Annotated in this window: 15 protein-coding genes and 1 pseudogene; 10 read left to right on the forward strand and 6 right to left on the reverse strand. The window is 60.9% G+C overall.

What is annotated here, in order from left to right; all coding sequences use genetic code 11:
• The first annotated feature begins 75 nt into the window (after positions 1-75).
• Complete coding sequence (locus NCT32_RS29095) at positions 76-1,407, forward strand: epoxide hydrolase family protein (RefSeq protein ID WP_061119564.1); 1,332 nt, start codon at positions 76-78, stop codon at positions 1,405-1,407.
• 35 nt (positions 1,408-1,442) lie between these two features.
• Here the strand turns inward: NCT32_RS29095 and NCT32_RS29100 are convergent, their stop codons facing one another.
• Positions 1,443-2,843 carry an MFS transporter gene (locus NCT32_RS29100; RefSeq protein WP_061119591.1) on the reverse strand — a complete coding sequence of 467 codons (1,401 nt, stop codon included), beginning with the start codon at positions 2,841-2,843 and terminating at the stop codon, positions 1,443-1,445.
• Between the two features lie 328 nt (positions 2,844-3,171).
• Here NCT32_RS29100 and NCT32_RS29105 point away from each other — a divergent pair, with 328 nt between their 5' ends.
• From NCT32_RS29105 to NCT32_RS29125, 5 genes are all read left to right on the forward strand, one after another.
• Positions 3,172-4,191, forward strand: coding sequence for an alcohol dehydrogenase (locus NCT32_RS29105; RefSeq protein WP_061119565.1), 1,020 nt, complete (start codon positions 3,172-3,174; stop codon positions 4,189-4,191).
• A gap of 106 nt (positions 4,192-4,297) precedes the next feature.
• The gene (locus tag NCT32_RS29110) at positions 4,298-5,167 is read left to right on the forward strand and encodes a rhomboid family intramembrane serine protease (RefSeq protein ID WP_143756367.1); all 870 of its coding nucleotides are present in this window, start codon (positions 4,298-4,300) and stop codon (positions 5,165-5,167) included.
• A gap of 110 nt (positions 5,168-5,277) precedes the next feature.
• Positions 5,278-6,336: a toxic anion resistance protein gene (locus NCT32_RS29115; protein WP_061119567.1), complete on the forward strand. Its 1,059-nt coding sequence runs from the start codon at positions 5,278-5,280 to the stop codon at positions 6,334-6,336.
• A gap of 20 nt (positions 6,337-6,356) precedes the next feature.
• Positions 6,357-7,139 carry a VWA domain-containing protein gene (locus NCT32_RS29120; RefSeq protein ID WP_061119568.1) on the forward strand — a complete coding sequence of 261 codons (783 nt, stop codon included), beginning with the start codon at positions 6,357-6,359 and terminating at the stop codon, positions 7,137-7,139.
• 78 nt (positions 7,140-7,217) lie between these two features.
• Positions 7,218-7,709: a DUF475 domain-containing protein gene (locus NCT32_RS29125; RefSeq protein WP_061119569.1), complete on the forward strand. Its 492-nt coding sequence runs from the start codon at positions 7,218-7,220 to the stop codon at positions 7,707-7,709.
• Here NCT32_RS29125 and NCT32_RS29130 read toward each other — a convergent pair.
• A complete protein-coding gene (locus NCT32_RS29130) occupies positions 7,653-8,813 on the reverse strand; it encodes an IS30 family transposase (RefSeq protein WP_250490825.1) in 1,161 nt (386 codons plus the stop codon). The two genes, NCT32_RS29125 and NCT32_RS29130, sit on opposite strands and share 57 nt — an antisense overlap.
• Positions 8,814-8,874: 61 nt before the next feature.
• Between NCT32_RS29130 and NCT32_RS29135 the strand changes: the two are divergent.
• The 4 genes and pseudogenes from NCT32_RS29135 to NCT32_RS29150 all read left to right on the forward strand — a co-directional run.
• Positions 8,875-9,429, forward strand: a pseudogene (locus NCT32_RS29135) (DUF475 domain-containing protein); the annotation flags it as partial.
• Positions 9,430-9,505: 76 nt separating this feature from the next.
• Positions 9,506-10,171, forward strand: a complete 666-nt coding sequence (locus tag NCT32_RS29140) for a TerD family protein (protein ID WP_250490826.1) — start codon at positions 9,506-9,508, stop codon at positions 10,169-10,171.
• A gap of 261 nt (positions 10,172-10,432) precedes the next feature.
• On the forward strand, positions 10,433-11,104 hold the full coding sequence (locus NCT32_RS29145; RefSeq protein ID WP_143756457.1) for a hypothetical protein: 672 nt from the start codon (positions 10,433-10,435) through the stop codon (positions 11,102-11,104).
• Positions 11,101-11,727 carry an HAD family hydrolase gene (locus NCT32_RS29150; RefSeq protein ID WP_061121827.1) on the forward strand — a complete coding sequence of 209 codons (627 nt, stop codon included), beginning with the start codon at positions 11,101-11,103 and terminating at the stop codon, positions 11,725-11,727. The genes NCT32_RS29145 and NCT32_RS29150 overlap by 4 nt, the downstream gene beginning before the upstream one ends.
• Before the next feature lie 34 nt (positions 11,728-11,761).
• Here the strand turns inward: NCT32_RS29150 and NCT32_RS29155 are convergent, their stop codons facing one another.
• The 4 genes from NCT32_RS29155 to NCT32_RS29170 all read right to left on the reverse strand — a co-directional run bounded on the left by NCT32_RS29155 (position 11,762) and on the right by NCT32_RS29170 (position 14,872).
• Entirely contained in the window at positions 11,762-12,367 is a 606-nt protein-coding gene (locus NCT32_RS29155) for a dimethylsulfoniopropionate lyase (protein ID WP_061121826.1), read from the reverse strand.
• A gap of 82 nt (positions 12,368-12,449) precedes the next feature.
• A complete protein-coding gene (locus NCT32_RS29160) occupies positions 12,450-13,553 on the reverse strand; it encodes a hybrid-cluster NAD(P)-dependent oxidoreductase (RefSeq protein ID WP_250478085.1) in 1,104 nt (367 codons plus the stop codon).
• Between the two features lie 125 nt (positions 13,554-13,678).
• Positions 13,679-14,227, reverse strand: a complete 549-nt coding sequence (locus NCT32_RS29165) for a GNAT family N-acetyltransferase (RefSeq protein ID WP_061121825.1) — start codon at positions 14,225-14,227, stop codon at positions 13,679-13,681.
• Between the two features lie 27 nt (positions 14,228-14,254).
• Positions 14,255-14,872: a helix-turn-helix domain-containing protein gene (locus NCT32_RS29170; RefSeq protein ID WP_061121824.1), complete on the reverse strand. Its 618-nt coding sequence runs from the start codon at positions 14,870-14,872 to the stop codon at positions 14,255-14,257.
• Positions 14,873-15,224: the final 352 nt, after the last annotated feature.

The raw sequence follows: 15,224 nt of genomic DNA on the forward strand, positions 1-15,224 counted from the left end.
CGCGCAAGGCTTCAGTGACAGAGATTCGTTGCGGCACGCATCGCTCCTCCTCGCTCAAGTATCCAGGAGGTTTGTATGTCGAACGATATCTCTCTCGAAACGCCGTCGCGCCGTCACTTCATCGGCATGGCGGCGGCAACGCTCGCCGCGGGCGCATTGAGCCGCCTCGCATTCGCCGAGCCGGCCACGGGCAGTGCTGAAATCGTGCAAGTGCAGGGCAGCGACAAGACCGCGATTCGCCCGCTGCGCGCGCATGTGCCGGACGCGCAGCTCGCCGACCTGAAGCGGCGCGTCAAGTCCACGCGATGGCCGGAACGCGAAACCGTCACCGATGCATCGCAAGGCGTGCAACTCGCGACGATGCAAAAGCTGGCGCGCCACTGGGCGACGGATTACGACTGGCGCAAGGTCGAAGCGCGGCTGAACGCGCTGCCGAATTTCGTCACCGAGATCGACGGTCTCGATATTCACTTCATCCACGTTCGCTCGAAGCATGCGAATGCGTTGCCGGTCATCGTCACGCACGGCTGGCCCGGATCGGTCATCGAGCAACTGAAGATCGTCGATCCGCTGACCAATCCGACGGCGCACGGCGGCAGCGCATCCGACGCATTCGACGTGGTGATTCCGTCGCTGCCCGGCTACGGTTTCTCCGGCAAGCCGGCGACGACCGGCTGGGACCCGCAACGCATCGCACGCGCGTGGATCGCGTTGATGAAGCGTCTCGGCTACACCCGCTATGTCGCGCAAGGTGGCGATTGGGGCAACGCGGTGACCGAACAGATGGCGCTCACCGCGCCGCCGGAACTCGTCGGCATTCACACCAACATGCCGGCCACGGTGCCCGACGATATCGCGCATGCGCTGAAGTTCGGGGATCCCGCGCCCGCGGGCCTCTCAGTGGACGAAGCCCACGCGTTCGATCAACTCGATTTCTTCTACAAGCACGGCCTCGGCTACGCGCAGGAAATGGCGAATCGTCCGCAGACGCTGTATGGCATCGAAGATTCGCCGATCGGCCTCGCCGCGTGGATGATCGATCACGATGCGGCGAGCCAGGCGCTGATCGCGCGCGTGTTCGACGGTCAAGCCGAAGGACTTTCGCGCGACGACATCCTCGATAACATCTCGCTCTATTGGTTCACGAATACGGGCGTTTCATCGGCGCGGCTGTATTGGGAGAACAAGCTCAACTTCTTCGCGCCGAAGCACGTGGCGATTCCTGTAGCGGTGAGCGTGTTTCCGGACGAAATCTATGCCGCGCCGAAAAGCTGGACGGAGAAGGCGTATCCGAAGCTGATTCACTACAACCGTCTTCCGAAGGGCGGGCATTTCGCGGCCTGGGAACAGCCGCAGGCGTTTTCGGGCGAGCTTCGCGCGAGCTTCCGTTCGCTGCGTTCGGCGTAAGCGATGCACACGGCGCCTTCACGGCGTCGTGCACCTCACGCCTGCGCTTGCGCCGATCGCAGATGAATACCGAGCGCACGCCGTGCGCTCAACGCGAGCAGCGCACACGACAACGCGTTGAAGAGAAACAGCCCGCTCGGCCCGACGATCGTCATCAACGCCGACGCCAGCGCCGGGCCCGTCATTCCCCCGAACGAGAACAGCACGAGCAACAGCGCCGAAATCGCGACGCGATGATGCGCCTCCGTGCGATCCTGCACGTGCGACACGATCAGCCCGTACTGCGTGAACGTGACGGCGACGTAGACGAGCGTCGCGACCCAGGTGATGACGCGCACATCGAAGCAGAAGAGCACGAGGCTCAAGGCAGCGGATATCGACGCCGTGAAATAGACGAGACGGCGGCGATCGACCTTGTCGGAGAGGCGGCCCATCGGCCATTGCGGCACGAGTGCGCCGATCAGCGCGACGCCCATGAAGGTCGCGAGTTCGCTCGTCGAGAAGCCCGCGCGTTCGAGATAGACGGGCATCATCGCGTAGAAGCTGCTGTAGATGAAGCCCGCGAGGATGCAGCCCGGCACCGCGAGCGGCGCCGCAGCCATCATCTCGCGCACGCTTTCGCGCCAGGTGCGCGCGGGCACGCGATGCAGTCGCTCGTCCGCGACTTTCACGGGCCAGCCTTCCAGCAAGGTCACGGGCATCACGGCGGCGGCGAAGAGCGCGGCGGCAATCGAGAACTGCTGGCCGCCCGAACCCGCGCCCACGTTCAACAGGAACTGCCCCGTGCCGACCGCGAGGTAGTTGATCGCCGCGTACGAGCCGAACACCTGGCCGCGCTTTTCGTTTTCGACCGTGCCGTTGAGCCAGCTTTCGATCGACGTATAGAGGCCCATGAAGGCGAAGCCGGTCAGGAGACGCACTGCGCCGAGCGTCCACGGCGACTGCGCGGCCCCGAACGCGAGCGCGAGAATGGAAGCCGCCGCCGAGAACGCGACGAACGTCCGATGCTGCCCGATGCGGTCGATGAGCCTGCGATTGAACACCGCCCCGAGGATGAATCCCGCGTAGTAGCACGACTGGATCAGGCCGATCACGATGGTCGGATAGCCCGATTGCAGAATGCGCAGCGGGATCAGCGTCTGAAAGAGGCCGTTGCCGACGATGAGCAGCGCGTAACCGCACAGCAGCCCGGCCAGTGCCCGGTAGCTGCTGCCGGCGGCGCCGTGAACGGGCGGCGGCGCGTCCGGCGGCGCGGCGGCTGCGGGCGGCGTCTGCCGGCCGAAGAGCTTGGCTTCGGACAGCGGCCCGGTGCGCACGGCGCCGGGCGCTTCGTGCTCCGCGCCGGTCGCGTCCTGAGTGTCGTAGGAATCGCCGGCGGCCTGGTTCGTGGGATCGATTGCCTGATCGTTCGCAACTGCGTCTTCGCTCTTTGACATGACACCCTTGAAGGTCATTCTCGTGATTCCGGTTTCGCGATGGGACGCCTGAATGCGGCGTCACCGCGGCCGGTCCACTTCCGCTTCGAATGGCGGGCCTGAATGACGATGGTAACCGGCGCCGACGATGTCCGATGTTCGATTTTGTTTCCGAGTGCTTCCGGTCGGCTGACCGGGCGGCCGATGCGTCGGCGCGAGACCTGTCACAATCGCAATCTCCGACGTTCCTCGACGATGCGGTCGGGATTGCGTTTTTGCCGGGCCGTGTCATCCGACTGCGGCGCGCCAGCCGCGCCGCGCGTGTTTCTCCCATGACAAGGAGCAAGCGATGCCAACGATGCAGGCAGTGCAGGTAGCGAAAGCGAACGGTCCGCTGGAAGTCGTCGAGCGCGACGTGCCGGAGCCGCCTGAAGGACACGTATTGATCAAGGTGCAGGCCTGCGGGATCTGCCACAGCGATTCGCTCACCGTGGAAGGCCTGTGGCCCGGCCTTCAGTTTCCGCGCGTGCCGGGCCATGAGATCGCTGGCGTGATCGAGAAGGTCGGTGCCGGCGTGGAAGGATGGGAGAACGGGCAGCGTGTCGGCGTGGGTTGGCACGGCGGGCATTGCGGACATTGCGAGCACTGCCGTCACGGCGACTTCGTGCTCTGCCAGCGCGCGCTGGTGCCGGGCATCAGCTACGACGGCGGCTATGCGGACTACATGGTCGCGCCGCAGGAAGCGCTCGCGCGCATGCCCGACGATCTCTCCGATGTCGATGCCGCGCCGCTCCTTTGCGCGGGCATCACCACTTTCAATGCGCTGCGCAACAGCGGCGCGCGTGCGGGCGACGTGGTCGCGATTCTCGGTATCGGCGGGCTCGGCCATCTGGGCGTGCAGTTCGCGCGCAAGATGGGCTTCGTCACGGCCGCCATCGCGCGAGGCCAGGACAAGGCGCCGCTCGCAAAGCAGCTCGGCGCACATCATTACATCGACAGCGAATCGCAGAACGTGGCCGATGCGCTCAAGGCGCTCGGCGGCGCACGCGTGATTCTCGCGACGGCCACGAGCGGCAAGGCGATGAGCGCGGCCATCGGCGGTCTGGGGCTGAACGGCAAGCTGATCATGGTCGGGATATCGGAGGAGCCGGTCGAGGTGCCGATCACGCAGTTCATCATGGGCCGCAACTCGGTGCAGGGCTGGCCGTCCGGCACGGCGGCCGATTCGCAGGAAACGCTCGCGTTCAGCGCGTTGTCGGGCGTGAAGCCGATGATCGAGGAATTTCCGTTGTCGCGTGCGGCGGAAGCGTATGCAAGGATGATGAGCGGGAAGGCGCGGTTCAGGGTGGTGTTGACGCCTGGGAGGTGAGGGCGCGAAGGCCGTTCGGCGCGTGCGGCCGGACGGCTGAATAATTAGCGGAATCGTAATAAATGCTCGCACACTAGCGCCAAGGGGCCGTTCTTTCGAACATCGCGTGGATAATCCGGAACCTTGCAAGTTCCCTTACGCTTCGCACGTTCGATACGACTCTTTGGGCAACATGAAGAATTCAATAAGCAGGATGTGGCTCACCTGCCTGTTCGCTGTAATAAACGCTGTCGTATTTGTTTCGCTATGGGCGCGCGCGGGTTTCACGGCGCCTTCATCGGCTCTCTTGCTGGATTGGGGCGGAAACCTAGCTCCGTTCACATTGACTGGAGAATCGTGGCGTCTGTTGACGAGCGCGTTTCTGCATGTCGGCTGGATGCATCTGCTCCTCAATCTCTACATGCTGATCGTGCTCGGAACCTTAATCGAGCGCGCGATCGGATCATTGCGCTACGGGGTCGTATATCTTCTGTCCGCGCTGGGAGGAAGTCTCGCGAGCAGCTCGTGGTACGGCTTTCATGAAACCCAGACCATGCAGTTCGCGATGGGCATGTTCATTCCGACGACCGCGATTCATCCTGTCGTGAGCGTAGGGGCGTCGGGCGCACTGATGGGACTCGCCGGCGCGGCGGCCGCCTTGCATTTCCACGCATCACTGCGTAACGAGGGCACGGCTCCCGTTCAAATCAAGCCGGTTGCGATTCTTCAGGTGATCGTTCTGAATCTGCTCTCCGGATTTCAAATCTCCGGAATCGATCAGGCAGCGCACATCGGCGGTTTGTGCACGGGCTTTCTGATTGGACTCATGCTGCAATGGCTCGCTTGCGGCCCGAAGTTGGTGCGGCTCGGTGCACCGCCTGTCATCGGCGTAGTGTTTGCCGCATTGATTTTCTATTTCGCACAACACGCGGGAACGCAAGACTTGTTCGAGTGGAAAAGGGCGATGATGGAGCAGAACGCAACGCAAACGGAATAGCGCAATCCGAGCAGTTCCGATCTCTTCGACGAGTTAAAAATTCGGAATGCAGATGAAGTCAGAGCAAGCCGGATAAGAAATCGAGCTACCAAAATAAACAAGCGAGAACGATGAAACCTTTATTCGCCGACAGTCAGGAAGCACGGCCGACCCTCTCTGCCGACGGCGGCCGCGACCTTCGAAGGACTTCACCGTCCGAAGCGAAATTGCTGACTCAGGATGAGATCGACGATCTCGGCGTCAAGGCCGGAGAGCGCGTGGCAGGGCTTTCCCAGCGCATCTTGTCGGAGGTGCGCGCATCCGATATCGACCAGTTTGGCGAAAGGCTCAACGAGCTGATCGTGACGGCAAAGGACCTCGATCCCGCCGCCCTCCAGAAGCGCGGCATTCTGAGTCGAGTCACGTCGATGTTCAAGGCATCCAAGGAACGGCTGCTGGCGCAATTCGATTCGGTGGAAAAGCGCATCGGCACGCTGATCATCGAGTTGGAGAGCAATGCGAATCGGCAGAAGCGCGACATCGCCGAACTCGAACAAATGTATGCGGATAACTATGAAACGTTTCGGCAGTTCGAGCACGCTAAGAAGCTCGGTGAAGAATCGCTCGAAGCTTATCGCGCGGCGCTTGCGCTACCGCAATCCAGCGACGATGCATTCGGCGCGCAACACACGATGGATCTGCGTCGCTGCGCCAGCGCGCTCGAACAGAAAATCGACGATCTGTCTCGCGCCATGCTGATGTCCGAGCAACTCGCACCACAGATTCGCCTTGAGCAAGATCACAAGCGCACGCTCATTTCGAAGTTCGGCACGGCCAAGACCGTCCTGATTCCCGCGTGGACCAACGCGTTTTCTCTTTACATCAAGCAACTAAGCACGAAGAAAGCAGCCGATCTCGCCAATGCGACCTTCGATGCCGCTGACGCCGCGCTGCGCGCACAAGCCGATCAGTTGCACGCCAATGCAGGCGCGGTGGCGGCGCTCGGACAGCGGCCCGTCATTGCAACGGACACGTTCGCCTACACGCAGCAAAAGCTCTTCGATGCATTGGACGAAATCGCGAAGATCGTCGAAGACGGACAGCGCCAGCGCAAGGCGGACGAGCCGCGACTCAGACAACTCGAACGCGATCTCGTCGCCAAATTCAGCGATCACCGGCATTTGAAATAAATAACATCGGTAACCACGCAATGAGCACCATCAACCTTCATAAACCCGCTCTCGCGAGCCGGGCCGATAACGTTTCTATCGTGCTGAGCAAGCGCCGGCTGCCGCGTCCGCCTGTCGTGCGCGTCGCCGCCGCCCTCGACATTTCAGGCTCGGCCGAACAGCTATACAAATCCGGCGTCATCCAGGAGACTCACGATCGCATGCTCGGCATTGCGATGAAATTCGATGACAACGGGGAAATCGATACCTGGACTTTTACCGAAGGCTTCGATCGGCTTCCGACTGCCACACCTGAAAACTACGGCAGCTACATCACGGAATACGTGATGCGCAATGACGGTATTCGCAAATGGGGCGCCACGCAGTACGCACCGGTCATGGCGGATATCGTCAACTTCTTCTTCGCGCCCGAAGAACAGCGCGCAGCGCCGAAGGAGAAGCGCGGCTTCCTCAGCCGGCTGTTCGGCACGCCTGCCCCGGACCCCGCGCCGTTACCCGCGGAGCCGGCGAACAACATGCCCGCGTGGGTGCTTTTCGTGACCGACGGACAGAATCCCGAGCAGGATCGCGGACATGCGGAGAAGCTCCTGCGCGATTCGCAGAAGTTCCCGATTTACTGGTCTCTCATCGGCGTCGGCGATCCGCGTGAATTCGGTTTTCTTCGCCATGTCGCGAAGGATTTGCCCAACGTAGGGTTTTTGCATCTCGAATCGCTCGATATCTCCGATCAGGAGATTTACGAGCAACTGATTACAGAAGAATTTTGCGATTGGGTTCGCGGCAAGCAGGTCGAGAAAACATAAGCGGGCGCTCGTCACCGAGCGCTCTGAATCGAAATTCGGTCATATCAAACAATAAAACCTTTTAAACTTCCGCTCGCGTTGACTTTCATCGCGATGGCGGCGGCATTCGCGCTGGGCGGCGTGAAGGATGTCGTCCTCGTCGCGGTACTCTGTATTTTGGAAATATCGCTGTCGCTGGATAATGCCGTGGCCAACGCGGCCGTCTTGCGCCACTGGTCCGAGAAATGGCGCGACCGCTTCATGACATGGGGCCTTCCCGTCGCGATCTTCGGAATGCGCCTCGTCTTTCCGCTGCTGATCGTTGCTATCGCAGGGCACATCGGGTTCTTCGAAGCTGGAAAGATGGCGCTCGAAGCACCTCGGCAGTATGCGCAAATCCTGACTTCCGCACATCACGAAGTGTCGGCGTTCGGCGGCGCGTTCCTGTTGATGGTTTTCTTCAAGTTCATGCTCGATCGCGACAAGGATGAGCACTGGATCAGCATCGTCGAGCGTCCGCTTGCGCGGGCGGATTCAACCGGTCGATGCAATAGCTTGATGGAATCGTTCAGCTGGTGTCTCGTAATCTAGCGTCTTTCTTGGGCGCTCGTTCAGCCTTCTCGCCACGGCATTGAGTTTGGCTTGCGAATAAACCGACAGATCGATGCCTTTTGGGAAGTACTGTCTCAACAGCCCGTTCGTATTCTCATTGGAGCCGCGTTGCCACGGATGCTTGGGGTCACAGAAATACACGGCAATGTCAGTGGCGATGGTGAACCGTTTGTGCCCCGCCATCTCGGTGCCGCGATCCCAGGTAAGCGATTTGTAAAGCTCTTGCGGAAGCTTGCCGGCGTGTTTGATGAGCGCGTTGGCCACGGTTTCACTGTCCTTGCTGTCAATCTTGACCAGCATGACATAGCGTGTGTGTCGCTCTACAAGCGTTGCAATCTGGCTGTTACCGCTGCCGCACAGGAGGTCGCCTTCCCAGTGCCCCGGAACGGCGCGGTCCTCAACCTTAGCGGGACGTTCACTGATCGAAACAGCATCGCGGATACGACCATGATCCTCTGTCTTCTGCGTGTGATGACGTGAGCGACGCATGGCACGGGTGCGCCGCAGGTGCTCCAGCAGCTCTTTTTTCAGCGCGCCGCGTGCTTGAATAAAGAGCGTCCGATAGATCGTTTCGTGAGACACGTGGAAACCCTCGTTGCCCGGCCATGTTCGCTTTAGCCATCCGGCGACCTGCTGCGGCGACCATTCCAGTTGCAGCTTTGCCGCCACGATTTTTGCCAGCGCCGGTGTCGCGACCAGCTTGCACGGCTTCGGGCGCAGCGCCCGCTGCCAGGCAAGCTCATCGCCGAAGTCGGCCCGATAGCCTTTCTCGCCGCTGTTGCGCTTGATCTCGCGGCAGATCGTAGACGGCGCTCGCGACAGGCGCCGTGCGATAGATTGGATCGAATCATTCGCTGCAAGACCTCTTGAGATTTCTTCGCGCTCGGCAAGCGTGAGCGACCGCTTCGATCGCCGCCGCGGTGGAGGCTGGATTCCTCCAGTTTGCGCCAGTATTCCCGCTACGGATGAATGGTTACGATCGAATAGCTGCGCAATATGCTGCAGCGACTCGCCCGCACGCCAGCGCTCCCACATCAACGCCTTCTGACTCTCACTGTAATAGATTCGGCGTCTCTGTTTCATCGCAACACTCCCGCCGCATAATAGCGTTATTGTGTTGCATCGACCGGTTGAATCCGCCCGTCTTGGCCGGCTGACGGCGATCGAAGTGGCGCTGACGCTCGCGGTGATTGCTATCGTCTCCACTCGGTTGCCGGACATCGAACGCGCTTCGTTTCTCGTGGCGGGCCTGGGCGGCGTGATCGCCTTTGTCGTATCGCACGGCATCGGGGATTTCGTCGGCGGTGACGAGGCAGGCAATCGCGTGGTGCGCGAAAGCGTCGCGGGCTTCCTGTATCTGGAGATGCTCGATTCGTCGTTCAGCTTCGACGGTGTCATCGGTGCATTCGCGCTGACCAACAACGTATTTCTCATTGCTATCGGACTCGGCGTCGGTGCTTCGTATATTCGCCAGATGACGCTGATACTTCTCAAGAAAGGTACGCTCGCTCAATACCGTTTCCTGGAGCATGGCGCATTCTGGGCTATCGGCGCGCTCGCGGTCATCATGCTGAGCGTGAACGTGGACGTTCCCGAAGTCATCACCGGTTTGATCGGTGCATTCACCATCGGCGCGGCGGTTATCAGTTCGATAGTCGTTCAGCGGCGTGAAGCTGTCGCGGGCGATCGCGCGTCCTGATCGCGCAAATCCGCGTGCCGGGCATGCGGCTAACAATGCAATCCAATCAATTCAACGAGAGCAGTCAGTCATGTCAATGATCAATCTTTCCAAGGGCGGCCGAATCAATTTGTCCAAGGAAGCGCCCAGCGCAAGCAAGTTCAGAATCGGTCTGGGCTGGGATGCGAACGCGACCGATACGGGCAATGATTTCGATCTGGACGTTTCGGTATTTCTTTGCAAATACGATAGTCAGAACAGTCCAAAGCTGATCTCGCAGAAGCACTTCATTTTCTATAACACCGAAATTCGCACGCTCGACCGCGAAACAACTTTCTACCAACCGGGCGACGACTGGCCGCGCAAAGGCATGTCGGCATCGGAATGTCTCGGCGTCGTTCATAGCGGAGATAACCAGACCGGCAGCGGCAACGGCGACGACGAAGTGATCTTTGTCGATACGAAGAAACTCGATGCCGCCATCGATGAGATCTCGGTTGTCGTCACCATCGATCGGGCCGAGGAGCGCAAGCAGAATTTCGGTCAGGTGCGCAACAGCTACATTGAGATATCGGAAGAGGAAACAGGACGAGTGCTCGCGCGCTATCCGCTCGAAGAAGATTTTTCGATGGAAACGGCCGTTCAAGTGGGCAGCTTCTATCGCCGCGATGGACAGTTCATGTTCAAGGCGGTCGGAATTGGCTATAACCGCGGCCTCGGCGATTTCGTGATCGCTTATGGCGGACACGTCGATCGCGCCTGAATAGCGGGACTCGAGTTGGCGCATCGGTTTAGCATGCGCCATCGTCGGAATGTGAGAAGTCGAATGCCGTCTGATCAGCCTGAACCGAAGCCGCTTGCGTTTTCGAAACCCCAACGAGATGTTCGCGAGTTGCAGCCGCGCGCGTCGGAAGAGCGCGCGGTCACGCCACTCGATTTCGGCAGCAACGCCGTGTCGGTCGATCCGTTATTCGACTCGCGCGAAGCAAGGCGGCGCGTATCGAACGCGGAGCCGGGAAAGAGTGTGTTCGGCGATCACGGGCATCCGCTTCTGAACCGGAGCTTCGAACTGGCTCGACAGCAGTTTCCGGAGCTATATCCCAAGCATGGGCCGCGTATCGAGCGCGGCATTCGTCAATTGCTTCCGCTGCGGCTCGAGACCATTTCCATGTTTGCGGATGCAGCCTTGAGAACTTGCGGTGAATCCGTCGATATCTTCATGCGCGTGACACGCGATTTCGCCGACCTCGACGCTGCCGGCCTCATGCGGCAAATGCTCGATAGCGCCACGCGCAAGCCGGGTATCCTCGATCGGTTGACAGAACACTATCTGAAACCGCAGCGACCGGAAATGGACTATCGCGAATCATTGAGCACGTTGAAGGTTTCATTGCAATCGTTCATGCCCCGCGTGCGCGTTTTGCGAGAAGAAGTCGACCACGCGCGGGAAAGCCTTGCAAGCGGACTTGCCGCATTGAGTGCGGTTTGCGATATCGATCACGGGGGCAATGCCACAGCCGCTCTCGCGCTGGGCGAACGCCGCAGCGCGGTACGGCAGGCGTTCCAGCAACTCGAATTGCTTTCGCTCCAGGTCAATGCTTTCGAAGCGGACCTCGTCGGCCTTTTGTCCAGAGCCGATCAACTGGCGAACATCACGCTTCCGGCAGCGCTGGCGGCAAGGAACCAACGCTCATGAAGCCATCCTCGAACATCGTCGCCGCCTTCGATTTCGACGGAACCATTACCACGAGCGACAGCCTCAAGGCATTCGTGTTGCACACGGTTGGCCCCGCGCGCTTTGCGGCAGCGGGCTTGCGGGCGGCGCCTCGATTGCTTGGCATGACCGCGCGACTTTGCGATCGCGGCGTCGCGAAGGCTGCGTTTCTTCGTCATGCGTTGCGAGGGATGTCTCCCGCTGAACTGGAGCGCGCCTCGCAAGACTTCTGCGCCACACGCCTCGCTCGAATGGTCCGGCCGGAAATGGTGGAACGAATCCGGCAGCATCAGGCATTGAGCCATGAGGTCGTGCTCGTGAGTGCGTCGCCTTCGCTGTACCTTCGAATCTGGGCGCAATCGGTCGGTATCGGCGTGGTGCTATCGACTGAACTGGATATCGATCGCCAAGGATTCACGGGTCGGTTCATCGGACGGAATTGTTGGGGGCCGGAGAAAGTTCGGCGGCTCGAAGCATGGTGGAACGGTAGTCGGCCACGCATGCTCTTTGCCTATGGCGACAGCCGGGGCGACAGGGAAATGGCCGCTGCTGCCGACGTTGCATGGGTCAGAGGGAATGGCGAGTTGCCTGCGCTCGATCGCTGAGTGACCTGAAACGCAATGCGATCCGTCAACCTGGCTAGTCCCCCTCTCTCGTCAGCAACGACCAGATGGCGACGAAGGGCACGGAACCGGATCGCATTGCGTGCGGATTATTGCGAACGTTATGAATGCCTCCTCCGATACCCGGATCGATCCATGCACCGCCGCCCTGCCGGAATTCGCCGGGCGTGAAGAGCACATAGGCTTCCTCGGGCGGATGGCTGTGATCGGGATAGCGCGTGTGCGGCAACATCAGCGAGAAGCCCAGTTGCACGTCATAGCGGCTTTCCGCGCCACCGGGTCCGCAGATCATGCCGTGCACGTGCGCATCGATGTAGTTGTCGCCGCCGTTCACGCCCGATGAGCGGCGCGACCATCCGAGATCGGGTTCGAGCGCTTTGATCGCGCGCGCGGCGGCGCCGAAGCCGGTGTCGTCGTCGATGAAGGGCGCGAGCGCGGCGTCGAGCCACTCGCACGCGGGATAGCGCGTGTGGTGCCGCGCGCCGTCGTCGGATGGCGTTTGCAGCCGTTCGAACACGCGTGCGGCGACTTCGCGTCCGGCATGCGGCAGTTTGTCCGACTGAAAGAGCTTCTCCGCGATGGCGATGAAAGCGGCCACGTTCTCCGGACGACGACGGTTCATAAGAGCCTCCCTGACAACCAGGCGCTTCGATTCTCCATCACAAGCAGTCGGTTTCAAAGCTGCACATCGAATGCCTGTCTCCTCACAATTCCAGCACGAGGTCCGAGGTCGGGCGGCTGCAACACAACAGGCGAAATCCCTTCTGGACTTCTCTGTCGCGGATGCCGCCGTTGTGCTTCATATCGACGGTGCCTTCCAGCACGCGCGTTTTGCACGTTCCGCACACGCCTTGACTGCACGACGACGCCACAGCGACGCCCGCCTTCTTCGCCGCCGATAACACGGTCTGCGACGCGTTCATCGTGAACGACTTCGACGAGCGCGAGAGCTTGACAGTGAAAATGCCTTCAGCGGCGGGTGCTCGAGCAGGCTCGCCCGCGCCGATATCGAAGCTCTCCTCGTGGTAGCGCGCCGGATCATGGCCGACTTCGCGAAGCAGCGCGCGCACCGCGCTCATGTATCCGGCCGGGCCGCACGTGAAGACTTCGCGTTCCAGATAGTCCGGCGTCCATTGCGAAAGCAACTGAAGATTGAGGCGGCCTGTCGGACCATGCCAGTCAGCTTCATCGCCGATGCCCTCGCACACGAAGAATATGCGCAGGCGAGGCGATAGCTTCGCGAGCCGCGTCAGTTCCTCGCGAAACACGATATCGCCAGGCGTGCGCGCGCTATGAATAAAGACGATGTCTCGATCCAGACCGAGATCGATGCTTGCACGCGTCATCGACATCAGCGGCGTGACGCCGGATCCCGCGGACAGATACAGCGATTTCGCCGCGGGCGCGGCCGTCGGCGTGAACGCGCCTGAAGGTCCATACGCGCGCAAGCCGACGCCGGGTTTCATGGTGTCGTGCAGCCAGTTCGACACGGTCCCGCCCGGAACGCGCTTGACCGTGATCGACAGCAGAAACGGACGCGTCGGCGCGGACGAAATCGTGTAGCAGCGCTCGACCGATCGTCCCTGCACGTTCGCCGTTATCGTCATGAACTGACCCGGCTCGAATCGCACGGGCAGTCCGTCTTCCGTGCGGAATTCGAAGCTTCTCACATCATGCGTTTCATTGATGACGCGACAACACGTCAGCGTCTGCTGCTCGCCGCTCGGCCAGAGCCGCCCGCCATGTTCCCAGGTGGCGGCATCGGCGAAATCGAGTGGAGAAACGAAAATTCTGTCGACGGAGTTCATGGCGCTCACAAGTGCGTTTGCAATGAGCGCAGTATTGGAGCGCGCGAAATCACCGTCAACGCGCTTTATTTTCCGCCTTCCATGACTTCAACTTATGCGTGGCTTTCAGAAGCCGGCTTGCTCGTTCAACCGTCCACGGGTTCCGCGGGCGTCTCCAGATTGAGCTGATAGAACGCCGCGTCCAGCCAGCGGCCGAACTTGAATCCGGCTTCCCTGACCGTTCCCGAGTGCGTGAAGCCCAAACGGGTATGCAGGCGGATGCTCCCGTCATTCGTCGCGTCCACGCAACCGACGAGCACATGCACCTGCGCGTCTTTCGCGCGACGGATCAGCTCACGCAGCAGGCGCTCGCCGAGCCCGAGTCCGCGGCAATCGCGATGCACGTAGACGCTGTGCTCCACCGTGTATTTGAAAGCGGGAAACGCGCGAAAGGTGCCCCAGCTCGCGAAGCCCATCAGCTTGCCCGATGCATCGACCGCGCCTACCACCGGGAAGCCGCCCGCGCGTTTCGCCGCGAACCACGTCGACATGGCTTCGACGGGGCGCGGCTTGTAGTCATACAGCGCGGTCGAATTGACGATGGCTTCGTTCAGGATGTCGAGAATGGCGAGCGCATGATCCGCTTCGTTGCAGTCGATCAGGCGCACGTCGTCGCGCGGTTCGGTGGTGTTCATTCGGTATCCGTTCAGGCTGAGGATGAATCAGGTCGCGGGTGCGTCGCCGATGGCGAGGATGTAGCGCGCTGCTTTGGACGCCGGGTTGCTGAAGATCAGCGGCCGGTCGAGCCGCATCGCGAGGCAGTCGCCTTGCTGGAGCGCATGCAGTTCGTCTCCGATGACGATGTCGATGCATCCGCTCATCACCCAGACTTGCTGATGCATCGTCGATTCCCGTCCGCTTCGCTCATAGGCGACGCGCGCGCCGGGCGGAAAGTCCACTTCGACCAATTGGAACGGCGACGGCCAGCCCGGCGGGGAAAGGTTTCTGCGCGTGTAGCCGGATTCGGGATCGCGCCATTTCAATTGCTGGCGACGCCGCGCAAGCGGTTCTGCGGGCGCGCCTTCCTGCTCGCCGCCGAAAAGGCTGGCGAGCGATACGCCGAGACCGGCGGCAAGTTTGTCCAGCACGACGGCCGTGGGGCTGGCGGCGCCGCGTTCGATCATCGAAATCATCGAGCGGCTCACGCCGCAGCGGGCTGCGAGCGCGTCGAGCGTGTAGGCGCGTGCGGCGCGCAACTCGCGGATGCGGTCGGCGATGCGTTGGTTTATGTCGGTCGTCGTGGTGTCTTCTTCGGACGATGTCCGGGCGTTATCTAGCATAATGGATTTAGTTTCCAGTACGCTGGATGGCTATGTCAAGGGTTTCCGCTGGATCCCGTATTGTTATTGGTTTATTAGCACTGCCCCCGTGCGGGGCGGCAGTCACTTTCTTTGCTGCTGCAAAGAAAGTAACCAAAGAAAGCAGCTCCTCACGCCCGCGGTCACACGCAGTTTGGCCATGCTTGCCAGGTGATAGTGGGCTGTCTAAGTGTCGCCCTCATAGGCCCAACCGGGCTTGGCTCGCGCACGGTCTGACAAGCTAGTACTCACAAGAAGCTGGTTCAGCACCAAATAGCACCGGCACAGCGCTACGCGCTGCCGACGGGTCTACAAAGGAAACCAACCTATCGCA

The organism is Caballeronia sp. INML2, from assembly GCF_023631365.1.
Lineage (GTDB): Bacteria > Pseudomonadota > Gammaproteobacteria > Burkholderiales > Burkholderiaceae > Caballeronia > Caballeronia turbans.